Genomic DNA, 23455 nt, shown 5'->3' on the forward strand with positions numbered 1-23455 from the left:
CCACCCTAATTCTATTAGCTCTTCGCTAATAGCACTTAGCAACGTACTAACATACGCGTTCTTTGTAACGGTAGACATCCGTCCGAGCTTACTTTATTCAGCCACGGCTCCTCGGAGATGATTTTCAAATAACGTCTGCACACCGGCTTTCAGCAATACACCGGCTCTCTGGAGAACAGTTCACTATTTTACTCTTTCTCGTCTTCAGATTTGTATACTTTATTAAAAGTTATTTTATGCCATTGGGCAATTAATTGTCAACTAATTCAAAATATATTTTTATTTATATCCTTTTTATCTATTTCTATACAATTAATTTTCAAATTCTCGTAATCCCGCTAAATCTTCATCTTCCTCTGCAAGTTCAGCAAAGAATCCCGTCTCATCTTCACGAAGCACAATTTCAAGTTCTTCTTTCGCCTCTTCATTTCTGTTTAATAACGCTAAGTAGCAAGCGTGGTCGTATCTTGCTAACAAGTGTGTAGCATCAATTTCTAATATATCATTTGTTATTTTTTCTGCTTTGACAGTTCGCCCAGCTCTATGATACGAAGATGCTAAAGCAATAAGAATTGCCGTTTCATTTGGATGATCTACAGCAGCATCTTCTAATAAATGAATCGCATCCTCAAACCTCTCTTGACTTTGGTATATTTCTGCTAAAGTAAGGAATCCTCTACTTACAAACGGTGTTTTTCCCGTTAATTGTAAACATATTTTTTCTGCTTTTCTTTCTTCCCCAGCTTTCAAGAATACTTGTGCTTGCAAAAGAAGCGTATCATAATCATCCGGTAGTTCTCGAACCATTTGCTTCGTTAATTCCAAAGCATCTCGTAACATGCCTTCTTCTTCACACTCAATGAAAAGATTTACAAGTTGCTTCGCTACATCATAATCCCATTTATTTTCTAGCGATGTTTGCAATACTTCTATTGCTTCTTTATTCATTGCCGCATTCTCGTAAAATATTGCAAATCGCCTCGCTGCCATACTATTTTTCGGATTTAATTTTAACGAGATTTCATATAAATCAATGATTGTAGTAATCATTGAAATTTCTTTCGCGCGATTTTTCATACGATAAAAAGCTCTCGTAAATATAGATTTTTTCGGCTGTTCATTTTGTTGGCGTTCAATCCATCTTTCTGTAATCGCAGCTGCTGCATACATAAATGCCATACTTCTTTCTGCTTTTTTCACCTTTAACGTATGAAGTGCGTCTCGTATTTGAGATATTTTTTTATGTTGTTCTACTGCTTTTACATATACATCAAATATACGTTCATTATTTAATTCTTTATGCATTACTTTCATTGCAACTTCAATTGCACTCGCATCTCTTTTTTTCACTAATACTTTCGCATAATGATATAGAACTTCTGTATGTCCCTCATCTAATTGTAACGCTTCTTCAATTCGCGCCTGTTCTTTATCTATTTCATTCATCGCACCATATACATATGCAATCGCATCTAAACGCCATATTTCGGGTACTTCTCCTGCTAATTGTTCTAATTCAGTCAGCAAATCTTCATGAAGATTCAAATCTACTGAAAGCTGTGCCAAATATTCCATATTAATATGCAAAGGCTCTTCTTTCATCGCCTGGACCATATGACTTTGTTCTTTAGAACGATCTTCTTCTTTTTCGTATATTTCTGCTAGTTGCAAATGTACAGCTGGGAAGTTTTCATCCAGCTCTAAACATATTTCATACGCTTGCTTTGCTTCTGTCAATTGTCCTAATGCCATATATGTTTCGCCGATTCGATAATATGGCAAAGCAGTTCTCTTTTGTTCGATTGCCTTATTATATCTCTTCATTGCCTGATCATACTGTCCAATAGATTCATATAAAATACCAGCATAACAACCGTATTCAATTACTTCCGTTTTTTCTTTTTGTAACGTTCTTAAAAATGCTATGCCTCGTTGCACGAAAGCTGTTCCTTTTATTCTATTTACATACTCTTCTAACACGTTCTCTATATTACTGTATAACTTTCGTATACCGTCCTCTAATTTAGAAAGTGCAGTTTTCAACTCAGCTTCATTCCCGCCTAACGCAATTTCAGCATCCCACAGCACCATACCAGCATTCATAAGGAAATCTTGATTGCCCTCAAATTGCTTATTGATATTAACAATATAATTTTTTGCATCCTCATATTGTTCCTTAGCCATGTATACTTGAATTAAACCAAAATGAGAATATACATCTTCATTATTTTCTTCTAAAGAGCGCTTATAAATAGTTTCCGCTTCTTCAAGTTCATCATTTTGAAAATAAAAATCTCCTAAACGAACATATAAAGACGCCTGATCTTCACAATTTTGAATTCCTTGTAATAAAATTTCCTTCGTACTTTTCTCATCATCCAAATCTGATTCATAGATTTCCGAAAGCTTCGTATATAAATAGGCTGCTGTTTTATCTAATTGAATTGCTACTTTAAGTCCTTTTACCGCCAAATACACTTTTCCTAAATGTTGAGCACATCTTGCACGTTCATACCAAATGTGCGCTTCATACTTATATTCTTTTAATAAATCATTAAAGAATCCATATGCTTCTTCATATCGTTCTAAATCTATTAAAATTAAACCGTGATTAACAAGTGTAAACCTTTCTGGGCTACGTTCTATAGCTGTTAGAGAATACTCTATCCCTTTTTCGGATTGATCCATATACATGTATGATAATGCTAAGAAACTCCACGCAACTGGTTGGTCTGCATCCAGTTGTAATGATGAACGAAAACTAGCAATCGCTTCTGCATAATTATCTTGCTCAAAAGAATACCGTCCATTTATAAAATGATACAACGCTTGATTGCTTTTCTTCTCCACACTTTGAAGCATATGTCCTGCTTTTTCCATATCTTGCAGACGAATAAAACACTGTGCACTATGCAATTTCACAAAGTCAGAGCTCGGAAACTTTTCCATTAATTTTTCTATACAAAACTGAATAAACTCTTTATCTACTTCCGCATCTAAATGTTTAATCGTATATAACCAAGTGTTTGGATTTTCACTTGTTTCTTTTAAAAATAGTACTAACTTTTCAATTCCCTCTTTATCTTGCTCAGCTAAATGATCAGTAAGAGAAAAAATTGATTTATAATAATTATGTTCTTCCTCATCTAAAAATGAAAGTTGTTCCATTCTATCTTTTGGTGTAAAAGTAATAGCTAAACAATCTGTATAACGATATTTTTCTTGCAACTTATCATATTCCACAAAAATCGGTTCTAAGAAATTCGGATCTTGAATATAAAAAGCTTGCAGCACGTCGTCATAACCAGAAAGTACTTGTACATGGGAAGCGTGCTCAATATCTATACTTAATAAAACGGGAATACCTTGATCAAGTAATCTCTTATAATTTTCCACATTCCCTTGAAAATAACGATATTCGTAACCTTGCTCCTCTATATATGTAACTGTATCTGAAAACTTAGAACCTGTTACATCAAAAATATGTTGTGCTATTTCATCTTGCGTACGTTTTTCTCCCCATACCCCTAACATCATTTCTAAACTTGTCGGAACGCAGTAGTTATCCTTTTGTACAACCGGAACTATTGGTAAACGAACCTTTTTTCCAGCAGGATTTTTTTCTATATGATGATATAGAGAATTTTTCAAACTCTTTTCACTTTTCAATAGTGCTTGCAAATCGTGAATATTATTTATTTTATAAAATGCCTCTGCACGTAAATGTATAAAATAAGTTGTATATGCATGATGCGGAAGCATGTGATTAATTTTATCTATTACCGCTAACATTTCTTCATAGCGCTCTAAATCTAATAAATATTTTACTTTCTCAAAATAGAAATATGGTACTTGAGGGAACTTTGCAATCGCATCATTTATGAGTTGTAATGCTCGTTGCTGTTCACCTTTATATGCATATAATTGCGCCAATAGGTACGTAGCTAACTCTTCACAATCTTTATGCTGCTGACCGGCTAAAAGTTGTTCCTCTGCCTTCTCCCACTCACCAGTCTGTATATATAAGTAACCCCATTTATCAAAAACTGCACGTGTACTATACTTTTCCGCCTTTTGCATATAGGCATAGGCCTCTTCATTTCGCTTCATATCTAACAAACATCTAACTAACGTAAAATATGCTTTCGTTAAAACGTCCGCATCAGTTTCCTCTTCATTTACCTCTTCCAAAGAATCTTTTAATAATTGTGCAGCATCAAGGATTTTACGCTCATCAATTAACTCATCACAATATAAAGAGAGCGTTCTCATATTAGGGAATTTTTTATAAGTATAACGAATTAAAAAGGAGCTATATTGATGCATCAAACCTTCATCAGCAAGGCGAATTAATGTATCAAACTCCGCAAATGATGAAACGTTAGAAAGCCAGGTCTTCACGTATGATAACTTATTCGTTTCTTTTATATGTGCAATTTCATTATTTATCTCATGTAATCCATCTACAAATCTCTTTTCTTTCAAACAAACTTCTAATTGTTTAAAATCTAGCATGTATTCACCTCAAATAATTATTTATACTGCCATTTGCAAGCAGTATTCTAACCTACTTGCTTAGATTTTACACATCATATAGTACGCATTCAACTAAAACCTCATATAATGAACGATATTATTTAATATTATTCAAGTTTTTAACTAAATATCTTAAAAACGATACTTTTTCTCGTTATTTTGTTTAATTTGATGAAATAACATGTATTATTCGAAGATGAATTTTATCTTCTTTTTTGAGGCTTTATTCAGTGGATGAAATTATATTAACGATTTCCTGAATATATCTCTTGTAACTTACAATAGATCAACGATTTGATAAGATATATGGATTTACCGACAAATCTTGATAATAATGGTAACCTATCCACATTAGAAATGTAGCAATTCTCCTTCTCCCTTACTTTTCTAATATGATATTTACTTCTTTATTTCACCAAATGTAATTTTCATATTCGGAGCATATACTAAAGATGAATGCATATGAAATGCTTTAAAAAACCGTAGTTCCACTTCATATTGAGCTAGCGCTTCTTCATATGTTAATCCTCTGGCCATTAAACGTTCTATAAATTGCTGTTTATCACCCGGATTGCCTGCAATCCCCTCTTCTTTTAGAGAATTATATAATCCTTGCTTATCATTTTGATTTAAATTAGAATCTAAAAAATTCACTTTATCACTTACTCTACATTCAATATTTTTAACACCCAATTCACTTAAATACATTGGTATTTTCATGCCAATGTTGCCATCTCTACCGTTTCTCTGTGTATCTCTTTCAAATAATCTCTGCAAAACACCTAACTGGATAATTTCCGATTGATTCTCTCCATCTAATACGTATGAAGACATATTTGACATCCAATGTGGTTCAAAACAGATTATTTTACCACCTTGTTTAATTGAATGTATCATCTTCTCTAGCATCGTTCTTGGGGAACTCATATGTAATAAGAAAGCCTGACAGATTGCTATATCGTATTTATTTTTCAATTCAATTTCTATAGCATCTCCTTTAATAAATTCTGATTCATATGGAAGCGAACGAAACAACTCTCTCGCTTCAACTATTAATGCTTCCCCGCTATCAATACCTGTATACTTTGATCCATTTGGAAGTAAAGGCAACAAAACTAAGCCTAAATAACCATATCCACAAGCATAATCAACAATATGTACCGGTTCAGTAATCTTCCAAACTGTATTCACTAAAAAACTTAAATAATCATCGTTATAATATAAATCTCTCGTATTTCTTAAATACACTAGCTTACTATTCCAATCATATTTTTCCAAAACCCACGCCTCCTTTTATATACAAAACTATAGTTCTCCATTTAATAAATGTATTCCTATGTTTCTAAAAATTTTAGAGATGTTTAATTTTAATTGAAACGTTAAATTGTACATGTTCTTTACTCTCCACCTATTTGACAAACTAATTTTGAAAAAAATAAAAAGGATTACATACCTGAAACGATATATAATCCTTTTCATAATAATATTGAGATAAGCAGAAGTTTAAATAGTACAATCACAATCTGAGCAATCGGTACAATCTATTACGTCACAATCTAAATTTCTCTTTTTTTTGCTTCTTTTTAAATAAAAATATAGTAGCACCATAAATAATACGCAGATAACAAAAGCTATTGTTGCTTCTATATATTTTTCATGAATAATAAAACCAATTCCACTTCCACCTGATATAAAAATTAGAATTATATAAATCCAAAACATGTAAGTAGCTACCTCCGTTGATATGCGGTTTAAGATGTAATCCATATAATACTAGATGCAATAAATAGTCCCATACCATTACCGCTTAATAAGCCGGTAGTTACTCTTAACAAATTTGTGCTGCTTCGCCATTTCCACTTTTGGGTGAATCCATCAATTAATAATGGAATTTGAGCAAAAAAGGATAGCATGAATGAGAGACTAAACGAAGGTGTTATTAAAAAATAAATTGGAAACATACATAAACCAATAAACATACCTGAGCATCGCGCACATAAAGGCATGTATTTTTGTAGTTTAAGAAAACTCCTTTCCGGTAGTCTATGACAAGGAATGTGTAAAATGAAACCTCGAATCAATACGGACCATCCTCTCTACAAATATTTTAATTGATTTCACAACAAAATTATAGAGTTCTTACACTTCGCAGCGTATAACATTTTATAGATAAGAATTTATTCAAGAGAATACAAAAAGAAAAATCAGGTTAATGATCGCCTGATTCTTCTTTTTGTTACAATATTACACTTTAATTTAATCTGCAGTTTATTAGTAAAGTAATATGAATATTTCTCACGGCGCATAAGCACAAAATTATTATTTTACATCTCCTCAGGTGCCTCCACACCAAGTAAATGTAACCCCTCTTTTAATACAACCGTCACAGCATACACTAATGCAAGTCTGCTGTCTTTTTCTTCGCTCTCTTCTAATATACGAACATTACCATAATATTTATTAAACGATTGTGCTACATCTAATACGTATTTCGAAATGATTGATGGCTCATTTTTGTTGAAGGCTGCTTCAATTACTTGTGGGAATTTATTAAGTAATTTTACGACACTCCAGCTATAATCATCTTTTAATGCAAACGTACACGTTTCAAATTCTACACTTTCTTTTCTTAAAATAGAGCAAGCACGCGCGTGTGTGTATTGTACATACGGTCCTGTTTCCCCTTCAAATTTCAACATATTTTCTAATGAGAATTCAATATTATGCATACGCTCATTTTTTAAATCGTGGAAGATAACTGCTCCTACACCTACTTGCTTTGCCACTTCTTCTTTTTGTTTTAAATTCGGATTTTTCTCTTCAATATTTTGTTCCGCAAGTGCAACAGCTTCTTCTAGCACTTCTTCTAATAAAATAATTCTGCCCTTACGTGTCGACATTTTCTTACCGTCTTTTAATATGAATCCAAACGGTACATGTTCCATGCCGTCAACCCAATTGTAGCCAAGCTTTTTTAATACAGTGAAAAATTGATTGAAGTGTAAACTTTGTTCCGGGCCAACAACATATAGCGCTTTATCAAATGCATATGTGTTTTGACGATATAACGCTGCCGTTAAGTCACGTGTTGCGTAAATCGTTGCACCATCTGATTTTCTAATTAAGCAAGGCGGCATTCCCTCTTCTTCTAAATTAACGACTAATGCGCCTTCTGATTCTTCAAGCAAATCATGTTCTTCTAAAATTCCAATAAAATCTTCCATTAAATTATTATAAAAAGCTTCTCCTTGAAAATTAGTAAATTCTACACCGAGAAGTTCGTATATGCGAGAAAATTCTTTTAAGGATTCGTGACGGAACCAATTCCAAAGCTCGACTGCTTCTTCATCACCTTCTTCTAATTTCTTAAACCAAGCACGCCCTTCTTCTTCTAGTTCTTCGTTCTCTTTTACCTCTTCATGGAATTGAACATATAACTTAAACAATTCACGTATTGGATCCTCTTTAACTACTGCTTCATTTCCCCATTTTTTATATGCGGTAATTAATTTTCCAAACTGTGTTCCCCAATCGCCAATATAATTAATCCCTACAACTTCATATCCACATTTTTCGGCGATATGTTTCAGCGAATTTCCTATCATTGTAGAACGTAAATGCCCCATCGAAAAAGGTTTTGCAATATTTGGGGATGAGTAATCAATAACTACCGTTTTTTCACACCCAAAGTGGTTTTGACCGTACTCTTCTTTCTTAGCTAAAATCGTTTTTAATACTTCATCACTTACAGTTTCACGGTTGAAAAATATATTTACATAAGGACCAACGGCCTCTACTTTCGTAAAGAACGGATCATTTAATTTTTCTGCAACTTCCTTTGCGATAATAGCTGGTGATTTTTTATATTGCTTCGCTAGTGAAAAGCATGGGAACGCTGCATCTCCGAATTCATCTTGTTTTGGTGTTTCAATTAAATCTAAAATTTGATTTTTCGTTAATTCATTCGTAAAAATATTCGATAAACTTTTTGCAAACTGCGTTTTATAATCCATACTACAACCTCCTTATTTTTTGAATACAAAAAACTCGTCTCTAAAAAAGAGACGAGTTTTAACCCGTGGTACCACCCTTGTTGTTCATTACGAACCACTTTCCCGTTTATAACGAGGACAGGGGGCCTCGGCTTACTCTACTATTCATTCAAGAAGCATCTCCGAAGTGCGCTTCATCTTTTTCTTCCGCACTAGGCTCACACCACCCCTAGCTCGCTTTCCTTCTGAAAAAGACTACTCTCTTCATCACCGACAGTATATTTAATTAATTATTGCTTATTATACATCTTTTCACACAATTAGCAAGGGTCAATTACACCAAAGTGAAACTTAGCACTTTTTCTTTTGTATACGTGAAAATTATGTTTTTCAAATCTAGAACTACGGAAATGATCTTTCAGAACGACACGCTTTTTCGCCACACGCTTCGCTTCCGCAATTGTTTCGTCAGTAATATCATGATACAAAGCGAAGTGTTTTAACCCTTTTATTCCATCTGATTCTATGACAGTTTCTTCAAACATCGGATCGAGGTAAACAACATCATAACTATTGTCTTCACATTGCGTTAAAAATGCAAAATGCTCTGTTTGCTTTACATCGATTCTTTGCATTGCCTCATCAATTTCTGCAACGGACGAAGACCAAGTTTGCAAGCCTTTTTCCATTATGTAAGCCATATATTCATTTCCTTCAAGTCCTGTTACTCTTCCGCCTTCACCAACAATATAACTAGCTACAATACTATCTGATGCCATACCGAGCGTACAATCTAACACTGTCATTCCGCGCTCTAGTTTAGCAGCTTGTACGAACGGATCGTGCTCTCCGCGCATTAACCTTTTTACACGAAACATCGCTGAGTTCGGATGAAAGAAAAACGACTCTTCCGTACCTTTCGGATAAATAGCTAATCGATTTTTCCCTACAACCAGCACATCTTGTTCATGCTGTTCATGCAATTTATGTACAGGTATATCATTACGTATAACGAAAGAACTATTTAATTCTGCTGCTACCTTATGTGCATAAGCTGTCATTTCTTTATTTGTTCTTCCTGCTGTTGTTACTATCATTGTTTCACCTCTATATAAAGAAAAGAGGGAGATTCACTCTCCCCCTACTTTAGCAATTCTTTTCGAAAGCTTGTTCTAAGTTCGTAATAATTTCGTCCATAGTTGCACCTTCAATTTCATGACGGTGAATGAAGTGAACAACTTCTTTTCCTTTTAATAATGCCATAGATGGTGAAGATGGAGGAATTTCTCCGAAGTATTCACGCATTTTAGCAGTAGCATCTTTATCTTGACCTGCAAATACAGTTACAAGATGATTAGGTTGTTTTTCAGCACGTACAACCGCTTGACCTGCTGATGGGCGCGCTAAACCAGCTGCACAACCGCAAACTGAGTTTACAACTACTAAAGTTGTACCTGTTGCGTTTTCCATAAATTCTGTTACAGCTTCTTCTGTAGTTAACTCTTCAAATCCAGAACGCACTAATTCTTGGCGCATTGGAATTACCATTTGACGCATGTATTCTTCATAAGCATTTGACATCTTGTATCTCTCCTTCAACTTTCATTCCAAATTCATCATATCACGCTCTATTAATAGGTGCAAAAGAAAGATAACGATGATTTCATTTTTTTGTAGGGATTTCACAAACCCCTTCACGGCAGTGTCCAACTGGGACAAGTTTTCTATTGTTAGCGATATAATCGTATACTTTACTTCCAAAACCAAGTACGATAGATAGCTTTATAAAAGGCACTGCAAACCAATAAGATGGAACGGACTTTGCTAATACGTTAATGCTATGAATTCCGTCATACCACTTATTATTTTTTAAAATATACAATCTTTGTTCCATCTTACTTTGTAATTCTTGAGACAGTTCATACTTCTCAACTACATCTTCATCTCGAAATGAAACAAATTTCATCTTACCCTTTTTATCTAATCTTTTCGTACGCTCTGCAACTGCTGTACACATCGGACACCAACTATCATAGAAAACAATCATACATTATTCCCCTTTACGAGACTCCGTCATTTGTTTCCATACAGAACCTTTTGCTTCTTCTCCGCCTTCAATACGCTCTAAAGCTAAACGCGCTTGCATCGCCACTTCAAACTCTGGATCATCTTCTGCTGCTTTTAGTGCCGGAATTGCACTTTCATCACCAAGTTCAAATAAGAACATTGCTGCACGCCAGCGTACTAATTTACTTGAATCTTTCAGAGATTTAATCATAACGAACATCGCTGCTGGATCACCTACGTCTGATAAGCAATCTCCTGCTGTACGGCGAACACTTACTGAACGATCTAATAGCGCTTTATATAATAACGGCAATACTCCATCACCTTTTACCATACCTAAATACGCTGTTGCTAAACGGCGGATTGAAACTTTTTCATCCTCTAATGCCATTTTCAATATCGGCATATCTTCTTCAGTAGGATCCATTTGTTCTAAAGCCGCAAAACGGTTTTTCCAGTCAGAATCTTTCATCATCTCTTCTGTTACTTTATATGGCTCACGCTTTTGAATCGTTACTTCAACAGCACCCGCTTGATTCAATAGTTCTTTAACCGTTTCATTTACACGTTCTTCTGAATAAGCAGCAACAATTTCTTCTACTACTTCTTTCCCGATTTCTTCAAAATTACCGTAACGTGTACTTTGCTCTACCCATTTGCGCTCTTTCACAACATTAGGTGCAGACATTTGCACTTTCATAATAGATTCTTTAAAACGATCAGGTAAGCCTACACGCTCTTCCGTTGTTCCATCTGTTAATTTCACTTGCATCGGAATAGTAAAGAACATTTGAACAAACACTTTCACTTCTCCAAAATGAGAAAGTTGTTGTTCTGCGCTTTCTTCCACTATTTCTTCACCAAAAACGGCACGAACTTGTTGTAATAAAACTTTCCAGTCATACTTCGCATTTCGCTCCACTGCTAAAAAGTCTGCTACATGGTATACACCTTTAATGCCTTCAATTTTCAAAATTTCTTGCACTTGCATTGGTGCTTGTTCTTTATTTTCATTTGTATAATTATTACGCGCTCCTGATGGTAATACTTCATTTAAAATAACTTTCATTGTATTTGGACTTGGCGTCGGTTCAATTGCTTTAATCTTCACGTAAAAAACTCTCCTTTATTGCGTGTTCTTAGCTGTATTGTAACATGTTACCCCTTTATACTCCTACTCGGATGCTTAATTTTGCTGATTTCTTCCCATCATCATAATTTTTCATTCTTTCTCTTTCCACCTAATTAATCCGAAACTATAGTTAAAAGTCTAACATTATTGCGATGCACTCTCCCGCCTTCTCTCTAAAAATGTAATGCTCTCAATCACAACTTCAGTTCTATATATTCTCTTTCCTTGTTCATCATCGTAATTACTCGTATGAATACGCCCTGTAATCCCAACAAGTGAGCCCTTCGTACAATATTCTGTTACATTTTCAGCCGACCTTCGCCAAACAACACAATTAATAAAATCTACTTGTTGTTCACCTAAACTATTTCGAAAACCTCTATTCACCGCAACACATATCCGTGCATAAGCGACACCTTGTTTTGTGTAGTATAATTCTGGCTCCTTTGTCAATCTACCGATTAATACAACTCGATTCATCATAAGTTATACCACCTCACATATTTTTCTTCATTGTAAAGAAAAATGTTGGAAGGGTAAAAAGCACAAAATGATATGTTTGTAAGCAAAAATTATTACTTTATATCTTACAAATCAAAAAAAGAAACCCTACATAGTTTAAACATGTAAGGTTTCCAAAAATATTATACTTCACTGCAAGATATGTAATATCCTCCGCGAGCCATCTTTATTTCAGCGCGGTACATTACATTTTCTAAGTAAAAAGTAATCGGTTTAACTTTACTCTCAAATTTCAATTGTTCATTACATTCTGTCGCATATCCTTCAATAGCTGAACGAATGACTTCTGCTGACGGATATGTTAAAGCGTTATCTAGTTCTATGAAAAAACTTTTAGAAAATAGTTTTTTCATAATCCCTTTTTTCTCTTTCATCATATTCCTTCACCCTCTTCAGTTCAAGCTGATAACATCCATATTTTCAATATATCTTTGAAAATAAAAAATCCTGCACATTTCATGCAGGATTTTTTTATTAGTCATTTTTCGTAAAGTAAGAAACAAAACGAAGAATTTCTAAGTATAACCATACTAGAGTCATCATTAGACCCATTGCACTGTACCACTCCATATATTTTGGAGCTTCACTACGTGCACCACTTTCGATTAAATCGAAATCTAGTAATAAATTTAATGCAGCTACTACAATAACAACCGCACTAATGATAATACCGATAGTTCCGCCTTGGTGAATATATGGAACAGTTACACCGAACATGTTTAATAAGAATACGATTAAATACATAACCATAATTCCCATTGTAGCCGCAATTACACCCGTACGGAATTTATCAGTTACCTTTACAATGCGTGTTGCATACAACACCAACATTGCAAATAGAATTGAGATTGTTAGTAATACAGCGTTTAAAACGATAGAATCGCCAAACTTCATTGTATAAACCGCTGAAATACTTCCTAATACAACTCCCTCTACCGCTGCATAGATTGGTGCACCAATAGGTGATATGCGCGGGAAGAATATAGACGCAAATGCGACGATTGCCGCAATAACTAAAGCGCCAATTAATACTGGCATCTTCATCGTACCTTGCGTCATCTGTATGTATGAATAGACAGACGTTGCAAGCAGCAAGATAAGCATGATAAACGTTTTGCCTACTGTTCCGCCAATAGTCATCGCAGAAGCACTTGCTCCCTCTTTACGAAATGCGTCTTTTTTCAACATTGGATTAGATGTTCTCATTTTTTCCCTCCTAAAATAGGTTCTACCAATAGTGTAAAGTTTTTCTCTTTACTTTTCAATATATGCAGCTTGTTTTTATTTTAATCCTTCAACGATGTCTGATAGTTCACTCCATCTTTCCATCGTTTTTTCTAGCTCTTCTTCTGTTTTCTGCTGTGCTTCAGATAATTCTTGTGCCTTTGTGAAGTCAGATCCAACTTTCGAAAGTTCTTCTCCAATTGACTCAATTTTCTCTTCTAGCTCGGCAATAGTATCTTCAATCGTTTCCCATTCACGCTGCTCATTGTATGAAAGTTTACGTTTACGTTGTTGTTTTGGAGCTTCTTCTACTACTTTTTTCTCTTTTTGAACTTCCGCTTTCTCAATAAGTTCTTTCGTTTTTTCCATTTCTAAATAATCTGTATAACTACCTAAGAACTCTCGCACTTCGCCTCCGCCAGTAAAGATGAACAGTTCATCTACTACTTTATCTAAGAAGTAACGGTCATGCGATACAGTTAAAACGACACCTGGGAAATCTTCTAAATAATCTTCTAGTACTGTTAATGTTTGTGTATCTAGATCATTCGTAGGTTCATCAAGTAATAGTACGTTTGGTTCTCCCATTAAAATACGTAATAAATATAAACGTCTTCTTTCACCACCAGATAATTTACCAAGCGGTGTACCATGTGAATGCGTCGGGAATAAGAAACGTTCTAACATTTGAGATGCACCAATGACTTTTCCATCTGTTGTATGAATAACTTCTGCAATCTCTTTAATATATTCAATCATACGCTGATTTAAATTCATCTCTTCATTTTCTTGCGTATAATAAGCAACTTTTACAGTTTGTCCTACTTCAACTTCTCCACTATCAGGAGATAACTTGCCTGCAAGCATATTTAATAGAGAAGATTTCCCGCTTCCATTCGCCCCAATAATTCCGATACGATCGCCTGGTTTCACAATATGATTAAAATTATGTAATACCGTCTTATCGCCAAATTTTTTCGTTACATCTTTTAACTCAAGTACTTTCTTTCCTAGACGACTTCCACTAAGTGCAATATCAACTGACTGTTTTGCAGCTGGTCCTTCTTGTCCCTTTAGCTCATCAAAACGCTGAATACGTGCCTTTTGTTTCGTAGAACGGGCTTTTGCACCACGACGAATCCATGCTAATTCACGACGATATAAATTTTGGCGTTTTGATTCTTGTGCCGATTCTTGCTCTTCACGAAGTGCTTTCGCTTCTAAAAATGTACTATAGTTTCCTTCGTAGCTATATAGTTTACCGTTATCTAATTCAAAAATACGGTTTGTCACACGATCTAAGAAATAACGATCATGGGTTACAAGTAATACCGCACCTGTATATCTTGCTAAATATTCTTCTAACCATTCAACTGTCTCATGGTCAAGATGGTTCGTAGGCTCGTCTAAAATTAATAGATCAGGTGTTTCAATAAAACATTGTGCCATTGCGATACGTTTTTTCTGTCCACCAGATAAATTTCCAACAGTTGCAGTGAAATCTGTAATTCCTAATTTTGTTAAAAGGGATTTCGCATTTGCATTTGCTTCCCATGCACTCATTGCATCCATACGTTGCTGCACTGCAAATAATTGTTCCTGTACTTTTTCATTACTTGGATCTTTTTCGATATTTAATAGTGCTTTTTCATAATCACGAAGAATACGAATTAAAGGTGTATCACCATGGAATACTTGCTCTAATACTGTTAGTTTCTCATCAAATTCTGGTTGCTGTGATAAATAACTAATTGTATATCCGCGTGAATGCGTCATATCACCTGTATCAGGAGTTTCTAACCCTGCAATAATTTTTAATAATGTCGATTTACCAGTACCATTTACACCAATAATTCCGACACGTTGTCCTTCTGTAATACTACATGATAATCCATCAAATAACGGTTTTTCTCCGTATGATTTCGATAAGTTCTCCACAGTTAACATTTTCATATTTGTGCATTCCACTCTTTCATAAATTGTTCAATAAACTGTTCCATATAACGATGACGAACTTCAGCCTCTTTTTTTGCCGCGTTCGTATTCATTAAGTCTTTTAATTTTAAAAGTTTTTCATAAAAATGATTTAAAGATGGATCGTTATTTTTTCTATACTCTTCTTTCGTCATTACTTCACGCGGCGGAATAGTAGGATCATACATTAATCTCCCTTTCGCTCCGCCATATGCAAATGTACGAGCTATTCCAATTGCACCAAGAGCATCTAAGCGATCCGCATCTTGAACAATTTTCCCTTCAAGTGACTCAACTGTGCCACCGTGACCACCCTTATAAGACATATTGGCGATGATATGAAGAACATGCTTACTTTCCTCTTTTTCAACATGTAACTCTTCTAACCAATCAGAAACTTTTTTCATTCCTGCTTCTTCACTATCATTTAACTTCTCATCTGCCACATCGTGAAGTAATGCTGCCATTTCAATTATAAAACGATTTCCTCCTTCTTGCTCGGATAAAGAAATCGCCAATTTATGTACGCGTTCAATATGATACCAATCATGCCCACTCGCATCTTTTTCTAAAATATGCTTTACGAAAGTTATTGTCTTTTTTATTTTTTCTTGTTTTATCATTTTATCTTCACCCAGTTACTTATTGTAACACGCCTACATTTTTTCATCACATATTTTCTTGTCCGCCCATACACTAGGTGGTAGGCATCATTATGAAGGAGGAATCAAAATGTTCTATAATAATCAACCACCTTATCCACAACAACCATTTTACCCTCAACAACAGGAACAAAGACACACAGAACAATATGAGGAACAAGAGCTTCAACAGCAAGAACAACAATACGAACAAAATCCATACGCAACACCGCAAAATCAAGAAGATGAATATCAACAAAATCCATATGACACACGTCCAAATTATGAATATCCTCAAAATCCATATGCATCACCACAAAATCAAGAACAACAATATCCTCAAAATCCATATGCATCACCACAAAATCAAGAACAACAATATCAGCAAAATCCATATGCAGCACCGCAACATCAAGAACATCAATATCAGCAAAATCCATATGTGACACCACAAAATCAGGAACAACAATATCAGCGAAATCCATATACAGCACCGCAACATCAAGAACATCAAGAACATCAAGAACAACAATATCAACAAAATCCATATGTGACACCACAAAATCAGGAACAACAATATCAACAAAATCCATACGCAACTCAGCCTCAAATGTATCAACCAAACTATGATCCACGAGTTTCACCACCGGCACCACAAACGATTGATCCGACACAACCACAAATTTTACCACCTGGCCCAACACTTGATATTACCCAACCGCAAATCTTACCACCAGGACCTACATTTGATATTACACAGCCTCAAATTTTACCACCTGGACCTATTACAGAACCGACGCAACAACAAATCCAACAAGTTGTCGGTACACAGTTTTTACCTTTAAAGAAACCTGTACTAGATTTCGTAAAACCTTGGGTAGATTACGGTTTAAATGAAGCAAAACATACATCACACAAACATGCTTTAACAGAAGTTGCTGCGATTATGTTCTTAGTTGGTAAAGGATTTAATCCGACGATTGCACATTATATTGTGGAATCTTGGGAGAAGAATGAGCAGTTTTAATCTTATTCATTTTGTGTTAAACAAACCTATAAAAGTGTCACAAATGCCTGTTATACAAGCATTTGTGACACTTTTCCATTTGTTATATTGTATTCTATTTCAATAGGAAATTTCATACTTTTCCACGTGTTTTTATATTATTTATGAGCAAATAATAGCCTTTTAATTAAACTTTATTAGATCTATTTTCATTATAAAAACAATTCATTTAACATACATTTCTGCAATAAATCTTGTATTACAATCACCTTGATAAATAGTTATTACTGTCCCATTGTTGAACTTGTGTGCGGAACAAATTTCAGGATATCAATTCAAATCAAATTTATTACGAAACGTTAATTTATCAGCCTTTTGTATATTCGATATTGCAGTAACAGTAAACGCCATCTGGATATTGTTCGTTAAAAGCCTTCACAAGCTTTTTACATATTTCCGTTCTCTCTTTTTCTTTTTGTTCTAAAATCTCTTTCTGTTTTCTTCTTTCATCCTCAATTGCTTCTTGTTTTTCTCGCTCAGCTAACGTTAACGCCTTTTGGTGTTTTCGCTCTTCTTTCTTTTTTTTTCTGATTGTACTAATATAAAGAGATACTGCTACAATCAGAACTATGATGCCAGAAATGTATGGGTGACCATTGACGAATCCTGGCACGTCGAGCAATACCTTTTCTGGTTTTCTTTTTCTTTAATTTAGACATTTCTCTTAACCTCACTTTCTTCTAAAAGGATTATTTTATTAAGTTATTTTTCCTTAACCAGAAAAATTGTCCCATGCCTTTTACATCTTTCTCATACACTGGCATTACATATATCTCTTCATTTATTAACAGTTGGAACTCTACACATTATTTCTCTTTGTTCCACCCATAGGATGCCATAGGTATCATTTCCGGCTCTATTTTTTCTTTCATTTCCCTATCCCCCTGAATAAAACTCAAAATTCCGTAAATACTGTAGACACATGGTTATCTTTCTCCGTTTTCCTTATATGAGCAGTTAGCTTTTGCTAGCTGCTCTTTTATTTCGTATCATCTATATAGAACTCAGCAACATGCTCAATTAAGTTAGCTAAAGTTTTAATTACTTTTTTAGGATTCTTCTTATCTTCAACAGCATTTTCGATATACGGCTTCATTTCTTCAAATAATTCGTAATCCATCAGTTATCCATTTCCCTTTTCTACAAAATGAAATTTTTATACTAAGCTGCCTCAAGTTCCGTAACAGTTATATAGTTCCTAGCATTCTTCCAACTTGCTATTCTCCTTTGATACGCTGGTCTTGTATAAAAACGAACTGTCGCAGGAAGTACGCCCATATAATCAGCACATTCCTGTATAGTTCCGATACATAGCAATGATTCACCTTTATAAACGACGTACTCCTTTACGTTCACTGTTCATTCTCCTTTTCTCTCAAATAACGATTTTGTTAAATTTCATAAATATAACCGCTTGTCCATTTCACTTTTCTCTATCATTGCATTTACTATAAGTAATACGAACTTTCAGAGGTGAATTACATTGGATGATTTTTTATCTTCTGCTGCATTAAACCCGGGTTCGATTGGACCGACACTCCCACCTATGCAGCCTTTTCAATTCCCTACAGGTCCCACTGGTTCAACGGGCGCGACTGGAGCTACCGGATCAATCGGGCCAACTGACGCGACTGGACCAACCAGCGCGACTGGATTACACCAATTTACAGTGGGTGTAAATGGTATGTTACCTCTTACTTTTACAAGTCCAACGGTTGGTACTCTTTCAACATTAACCATAACTATTGATGATCCTGGGGATACCGTCAGATTTTTTGCAACAATACAATCAGAGACTACTGGGTCAAGCGTAAATTCCGTACCACTTAGTGGGACTGTAATACAGTATCAAATTAGACGAGTAGCACCATTTGCGATTTTCTCAATTGTTCAAAATACAGATTTTGACGAATTAATTTCTACTTTTACAGCTTTTGATAATCCTGGAGTAGGAACTTTCACCTATGTATTAGAAGCGTCATTAATACGTGCAACTGCTGGGAATACTGAACGTGTAACCGGAGTTACTTTCACTGCTGAAGAAATCGAACCTAATTAACTATCAATAATTCTGATTATACTAATAAAAATTCCCTTTAGATCTTCTGAAGGGAATTTTATAAATACATCGGCTATCAAAATTCCATAAATACAGTATCCATTTTTATACAAAATTAAAATTTGGTCTTACTTCACATCAACACGTTTTTGACCTGCCTCCCTGCTAAACCCTTCCGGATATCTTTTTGCTAGTTTAGAAATGTTCATTTACGCAATATCTTCTAAGGTATATCCCATTTCGTGAGCCATGATTGAAATGTAGTACAAGAATTCTATATGGGTGAAATCATGTTAAAAAAGCTGAATTAGGAAATTACCTAGTTCAGTTTTTTATTTTAAGGACCATTACAAAAAAGCTGATGTTCCTCGAATTCGTATTCATGACTTACGGCATACACATGCAACTCTCATGCTTTAAGCCGGAGAGCACCCAAAATCGTTCAGGATCGCTTAGGGCACTCTTCTATTCAAATGACTTTAGATAAATATAGCCATATCACACAAAACATGCAGCAACAAGCCGCAGAAAATTTTGAGAATGTAATAAAACCCTATGAAAATATCAAATAAAAACCAAAAAATTCGAATGTGAGCATTAATAAAAAACAGAGCCTATAAACCTTGATATGATAAGGTTTATAGGCCTACATCATTGAATCTTGGGAGAAGAATGCGCAGTTTTAGTATTTATTTAAAAAAACATAAAAACTTCAAAAATGCCAAATCCCTTATGTCACAAAGGATTTGGCATTTTTAAGTTTCTAGAAAAATCCGATAATTATAGGTAGAAATTAAAAGTCATGAATTCGGTACAATACTGTATCCAAGCCCAAGGAACTGTCAAATGAAATAACGTTTCTAACTTTTTGAAGTCTATTGACCTTTTCAAATCCCCTTATATTAGTGCTCGCTATTAAGACCTTTTTCTTCTAGGACCTACAATTAATTTGATTGCTGTTCTTTCTTGATTATCGATAGTAACCTCTTGAAACGCTGGAACAAGAACCAAGTCAATTCCACTTGGAGCGACAAAACCTCTTGCAATCGCAATCGCTTTAATCGCTTGATTTAAAGAACCAGCTCCAATTACTTGGATTTCTACATTGCCACTTGCTCTTAGTACACCTGCTATGGCACCTGCCACTGAATTCGGACTTGATTTTGAGGATACCTTTAATATATTTTCCATGTAAGTTGCTCCCTCTATTATTTAATCTCTCTTTTCTTACTGTTTGAACTATAACTAACGTATCTTTAACTACTATTCATACTAAATACAAACAATTCTGTATAATTACATTCATTCGATATTTTTTTCCTTCTTCCTGCACAACTACATAAATAAAAAGCGACGACTAAGTTAAAAGCTTAATCATCGCTTTATCCATTTCTCTGTTTCACTAAAATGCTGCCCTTTAAATACTTCTCTTCTTTACTTTGGCGATATACTATCTTAAAGTTTAAATACTTCAACATTTTAAAACCTTGGATAGAGTTATCTGCTAAATATTCATCCTTTTTCTTCTCCAAAATTCATTACATAGAATATTCTAACTCCATTTTTTTGAAAACTATATCTCCTCATTAGAGCACTTTATATTATGCCAGCTTTTTATCCCAAATCTATTACCTTATATGGACAAGTATACACGCCAATTGCTTTTCGATTGCATAAACTACTATGTGTTATACATTTATTAATAATAGGAGGTAATATATTGGGTTCATACTATCATTCTTCAAGTTCATATAAAAGATGTTCATGCCACTCTTCTTCTAGTTCATATAAAAAGTGTTCGTGCCATCAATCTTCCAGTTCGTATAAAAAATGTTCATGCGACCATTCACATACATCATCTAGGCCTGCTTACGGCACTTTTTGGCAAACTGAGTTTATCACGGTTCCTTTTGGCGGTTCTTTTCCATTTAATCACGTTGGCCCTTTGGCAGGAGGAGTTTCCTTACTAAATCCGACTACTATACAATTTAGTAAAGCTGGTGATTATAGAATTTCTTTCATTTCAAGTATTAACACTACGTTAAATCCTGTATTTCCCCATATTCCAGTCATAACTATATTTTTAAATAACAATCCACTTGCTAATAGTCAAGGTGATTTCGCTTTTCAAATGAATACTTCATCAAATAACGAATGCCTTCAACTAGTTGGCGAAACTATTGTTACGGTACCTGCTAATTCAACTCTTCAACTTAGAAATAATAGTGGTTTCAATCATCAAAGTATTGTAACTTGTGATAATGGTATAAATTCAGTTGAATTAACAGTTACAAAACTAAGTTAATACTATTCCCTCACATTCAGATACTAATTTAGTATCTTTTTTTATTGCATAACGTTTTTTGATTCCTATCGTCCTCTTATACAACATAAACTTCCATTTCACTTTTCTACTCATTTACTAAATATGAAAAAGTGCCGAAATCCTTCTACCACAAGAATTCGGCACTTTTTTTATTAAAACCTATTCATTCTTTCCTACTTCTCCACATAAACCGACTTAACTATCGTACGATTATAAGGTTGTCCTTCCTTATTCATCCCTTTTATATCAATTGTAACGTTATATACACCCGGCTGTTCTATATTTTTCAAAGCACCTGTAAATGTATTTGTATTAATATTTTGCGATTCATTTGATTCAGAAACTAACTTTCCATCTTTATTAATTACTCTTACTGTTACTGAAAGATCGCCTTTCATTTCTGGAGCTACAGGTGATTTTTTGAGTTTATACTCTGCTTTATTTACTTTAACTTTTGCCGGCATTTGAAGGACGAACGGAGCATCTTTTTTGTAATCGGTTACGATTAAATATGCATCATTCGGTTGCTTCGCCATCATTTTAACTTGCCATTCTCCTGCTTCCATTTTATCAAATTTAAATGTTCTTATAGTCGCTCCTTTAAAGAAAGACTCGCCTTCACCAGTAGATACAGCACTATCTTTATTTGTATAAACTTTTCCTTTTGGAGAAATTAGTTGTATTTCTACATCCGAAGAAGCTGTTAAAACAGAAACTACCCCTTCTGCCTTTTTATCAACTGCGACAGTTTGTCCTACCCACTGATTTTGTGACAACTCTCCTCCTAAAATAGCTTGATTAGAAGTTGTGTTTAATTGTTCTACCTTTTCCTCTGAACTATTACTTGGGGCTAATAAAACCGGTACTGGTACATTCGCTGTCCGTAAATATGGTTCAATTCGTGCGAAAACAGCTGAACCTTTTCGTATATTATCATGATCAAACCGTGAATCTGTAAATAAATGTGTTCCATATGGTAACTTAGCACTCCATTCGTTCACTAACCCATCATTAGAACCGTATGATGACAAATACAACCCACCCATAGATAATGCTGAAAAAACAGGTCCCCAGCTTGTCCCAGTAGCCGTATAGTAACGGTTTAATTTAGCTGCAGGATTATTATCTATTGTAGAACGAAACTTTGCCATTTCACCTATTTGTAATGAATATGTCCCATCATCTTTTTGACCTAATATAGAGGCAAGCCACCCTGCCCACCAACTATATGATAAATCCGCTAAATTTGATCCGTAATGTGGAGTGGCAAGCGTAATAACATTTCCAACAAATCGATTCGCTCCATATCCAACTAACGCAGCTTGTGTATCGATACCACCTTTACTGTGAGCTACAATATTTACTTTTTTGCCAAAATGATTATAAATCTCTTCAAGCTTTTGTGCTAACAATTTTCCATTGTCCCATTGGCTAGCAGATCCTTTCCCCGCGGCATCATATAATTGAATAAATACAGTTTGATAGCCTGCTTTCAAAGCATAATCGTACATATCATTCATATCATGATATACTGTCTTTCCATACCAACTATCCGCATTACCATTTCTTCCTTGTACAAAGAGAATTGGTGATTTATTCTCATCATAATTAGCAGGTTTCTGACCTAAAAACCATTCTCCAGGAGTAAATACTTCTTGATTTGGAAAGCCAGTCTTAAGCTCTGTTACAACCTCTGCGTGTACATTTGTACTAACAACCATCGGACTCATAAAACAAAGTACAATAAGTAATACGATACACCTTTTCATAATCCCCATTAAAATCCCCCTTTTTCTCTTGAAAGAAAGCGCCATCATTACATTGAACACCAATTGTTTTAAATTCCATTTAATCAATTACTTTTACGATACATTTGAATAAGAAATTAATAGCCACATTCCTTTCTTATCAAACGT

Annotated in this window: 22 protein-coding genes, 3 pseudogenes and 2 other annotated features (1 of these 27 cut by a window edge); of the genes and pseudogenes, 4 read left to right on the forward strand and 21 right to left on the reverse strand. The window is 34.6% G+C overall.

Features of this window, described 5'->3' with window-relative positions:
- Positions 1-214: a binding site (T-box leader), on the reverse strand; it reaches 25 nt to the left of the window's first position.
- 98 nt (positions 215-312) lie between these two features.
- The 14 genes from Q3V31_RS00590 to Q3V31_RS00655 form a co-directional block, all read right to left on the reverse strand.
- Complete coding sequence (locus Q3V31_RS00590; RefSeq protein ID WP_329761799.1) at positions 313-4515, reverse strand: tetratricopeptide repeat protein; 4203 nt, start codon at positions 4513-4515, stop codon at positions 313-315.
- 420 nt (positions 4516-4935) lie between these two features.
- Entirely contained in the window at positions 4936-5814 is an 879-nt protein-coding gene (locus Q3V31_RS00595; RefSeq protein WP_329761800.1) for a methyltransferase domain-containing protein, read from the reverse strand.
- Between the two features lie 225 nt (positions 5815-6039).
- On the reverse strand, positions 6040-6258 hold the full coding sequence (locus Q3V31_RS00600; RefSeq protein WP_000498597.1) for a hypothetical protein: 219 nt from the start codon (positions 6256-6258) through the stop codon (positions 6040-6042).
- 29 nt (positions 6259-6287) lie between these two features.
- Positions 6288-6617, reverse strand: coding sequence for a DUF2085 domain-containing protein (locus tag Q3V31_RS00605; RefSeq protein WP_002094625.1), 330 nt, complete (start codon positions 6615-6617; stop codon positions 6288-6290).
- 243 nt (positions 6618-6860) lie between these two features.
- Complete coding sequence (gene argS, locus Q3V31_RS00610) at positions 6861-8549, reverse strand: arginine--tRNA ligase (RefSeq protein ID WP_000385019.1); 1689 nt, start codon at positions 8547-8549, stop codon at positions 6861-6863.
- Between the two features lie 44 nt (positions 8550-8593).
- Positions 8594-8808 (reverse strand) — a binding site (T-box leader).
- A 40-nt stretch (positions 8809-8848) separates the two neighbouring features.
- Positions 8849-9625, reverse strand: coding sequence for a class I SAM-dependent methyltransferase (locus Q3V31_RS00615; RefSeq protein ID WP_000637431.1), 777 nt, complete (start codon positions 9623-9625; stop codon positions 8849-8851).
- 49 nt (positions 9626-9674) lie between these two features.
- Positions 9675-10109, reverse strand: a complete 435-nt coding sequence (locus Q3V31_RS00620) for a BrxA/BrxB family bacilliredoxin (protein WP_000063704.1) — start codon at positions 10107-10109, stop codon at positions 9675-9677.
- 82 nt (positions 10110-10191) lie between these two features.
- Positions 10192-10575 carry a thiol-disulfide oxidoreductase DCC family protein gene (locus Q3V31_RS00625; RefSeq protein WP_000634904.1) on the reverse strand — a complete coding sequence of 128 codons (384 nt, stop codon included), beginning with the start codon at positions 10573-10575 and terminating at the stop codon, positions 10192-10194.
- 3 nt (positions 10576-10578) lie between these two features.
- Entirely contained in the window at positions 10579-11706 is a 1128-nt protein-coding gene (locus Q3V31_RS00630; protein ID WP_000692559.1) for a conserved virulence factor C family protein, read from the reverse strand.
- A gap of 165 nt (positions 11707-11871) precedes the next feature.
- On the reverse strand, positions 11872-12210 hold the full coding sequence (locus Q3V31_RS00635; RefSeq protein ID WP_000982022.1) for a single-stranded DNA-binding protein: 339 nt from the start codon (positions 12208-12210) through the stop codon (positions 11872-11874).
- A gap of 161 nt (positions 12211-12371) precedes the next feature.
- Positions 12372-12626: a DUF4318 domain-containing protein gene (locus tag Q3V31_RS00640; RefSeq protein ID WP_000975141.1), complete on the reverse strand. Its 255-nt coding sequence runs from the start codon at positions 12624-12626 to the stop codon at positions 12372-12374.
- Positions 12627-12723: 97 nt separating this feature from the next.
- Positions 12724-13455, reverse strand: a complete 732-nt coding sequence (locus Q3V31_RS00645) for a Bax inhibitor-1/YccA family protein (RefSeq protein WP_001260634.1) — start codon at positions 13453-13455, stop codon at positions 12724-12726.
- A gap of 75 nt (positions 13456-13530) precedes the next feature.
- Positions 13531-15426 (reverse strand): ABC-F family ATP-binding cassette domain-containing protein, encoded by a 1896-nt coding sequence (locus Q3V31_RS00650; protein WP_090813229.1) that lies wholly within the window; start codon positions 15424-15426, stop codon positions 13531-13533.
- Entirely contained in the window at positions 15423-16070 is a 648-nt protein-coding gene (locus Q3V31_RS00655; RefSeq protein ID WP_090813228.1) for an HD domain-containing protein, read from the reverse strand. The genes Q3V31_RS00650 and Q3V31_RS00655 overlap by 4 nt, the downstream gene beginning before the upstream one ends.
- 109 nt (positions 16071-16179) lie before the next feature.
- Between Q3V31_RS00655 and Q3V31_RS00660 the strand changes: the two genes are divergently transcribed.
- Positions 16180-17115 carry a hypothetical protein gene (locus Q3V31_RS00660; RefSeq protein ID WP_090813227.1) on the forward strand — a complete coding sequence of 312 codons (936 nt, stop codon included), beginning with the start codon at positions 16180-16182 and terminating at the stop codon, positions 17113-17115.
- 346 nt (positions 17116-17461) lie between these two features.
- Here Q3V31_RS00660 and Q3V31_RS00665 read toward each other — a convergent pair whose 3' ends face one another.
- From Q3V31_RS00665 to Q3V31_RS00680, 4 genes and pseudogenes are all read right to left on the reverse strand, one after another.
- On the reverse strand, positions 17462-17767 hold the full coding sequence (locus Q3V31_RS00665) for a hypothetical protein (protein WP_090813226.1): 306 nt from the start codon (positions 17765-17767) through the stop codon (positions 17462-17464).
- Positions 17768-17843: 76 nt separating this feature from the next.
- Positions 17844-18026 (reverse strand): annotated as a pseudogene (locus Q3V31_RS00670) (hypothetical protein).
- A 107-nt stretch (positions 18027-18133) separates the two neighbouring features.
- Entirely contained in the window at positions 18134-18274 is a 141-nt protein-coding gene (locus Q3V31_RS00675; protein ID WP_016129264.1) for a hypothetical protein, read from the reverse strand.
- Positions 18275-18315: 41 nt separating this feature from the next.
- Positions 18316-18510, reverse strand: coding sequence for a hypothetical protein (locus Q3V31_RS00680; RefSeq protein ID WP_016129263.1), 195 nt, complete (start codon positions 18508-18510; stop codon positions 18316-18318).
- A 127-nt stretch (positions 18511-18637) separates the two neighbouring features.
- Here Q3V31_RS00680 and Q3V31_RS00685 point away from each other — a divergent pair, with 127 nt between their 5' ends.
- A complete protein-coding gene (locus tag Q3V31_RS00685) occupies positions 18638-19213 on the forward strand; it encodes an exosporium leader peptide-containing protein (RefSeq protein ID WP_329761802.1) in 576 nt (191 codons plus the stop codon).
- Between the two features lie 128 nt (positions 19214-19341).
- Here Q3V31_RS00685 and Q3V31_RS00690 read toward each other — a convergent pair.
- Positions 19342-19488: pseudogene (locus tag Q3V31_RS00690) on the reverse strand (nucleoside triphosphate pyrophosphohydrolase family protein); the annotation flags it as partial.
- 58 nt (positions 19489-19546) lie between these two features.
- On the opposite strand from Q3V31_RS00690, the pseudogene Q3V31_RS00695 reads away from it, so the two are divergent.
- Positions 19547-19785 (forward strand): annotated as a pseudogene (locus tag Q3V31_RS00695) (tyrosine-type recombinase/integrase); the annotation flags it as partial.
- Positions 19786-20128: 343 nt separating this feature from the next.
- On the opposite strand, the gene Q3V31_RS00700 reads toward Q3V31_RS00695, so the two are convergent.
- The gene (locus Q3V31_RS00700) at positions 20129-20404 is read right to left on the reverse strand and encodes a stage V sporulation protein S (RefSeq protein ID WP_000427797.1); all 276 of its coding nucleotides are present in this window, start codon (positions 20402-20404) and stop codon (positions 20129-20131) included.
- 529 nt (positions 20405-20933) lie between these two features.
- Here Q3V31_RS00700 and Q3V31_RS00705 point away from each other — a divergent pair.
- Entirely contained in the window at positions 20934-21518 is a 585-nt protein-coding gene (locus Q3V31_RS00705; RefSeq protein WP_000536164.1) for a hypothetical protein, read from the forward strand.
- A 194-nt stretch (positions 21519-21712) separates the two neighbouring features.
- On the opposite strand, the gene Q3V31_RS00710 is transcribed toward Q3V31_RS00705, so the two are convergent.
- The gene (locus Q3V31_RS00710; RefSeq protein ID WP_000512305.1) at positions 21713-23317 is read right to left on the reverse strand and encodes a lipase family alpha/beta hydrolase; all 1605 of its coding nucleotides are present in this window, start codon (positions 23315-23317) and stop codon (positions 21713-21715) included.
- Between the last annotated feature and the right edge of the window lie 138 nt (positions 23318-23455).

The sequence above is a fragment of the Bacillus nitratireducens genome (assembly GCF_036320425.1).
GTDB classification, from domain to species: domain Bacteria; phylum Bacillota; class Bacilli; order Bacillales; family Bacillaceae_G; genus Bacillus_A; species Bacillus_A nitratireducens.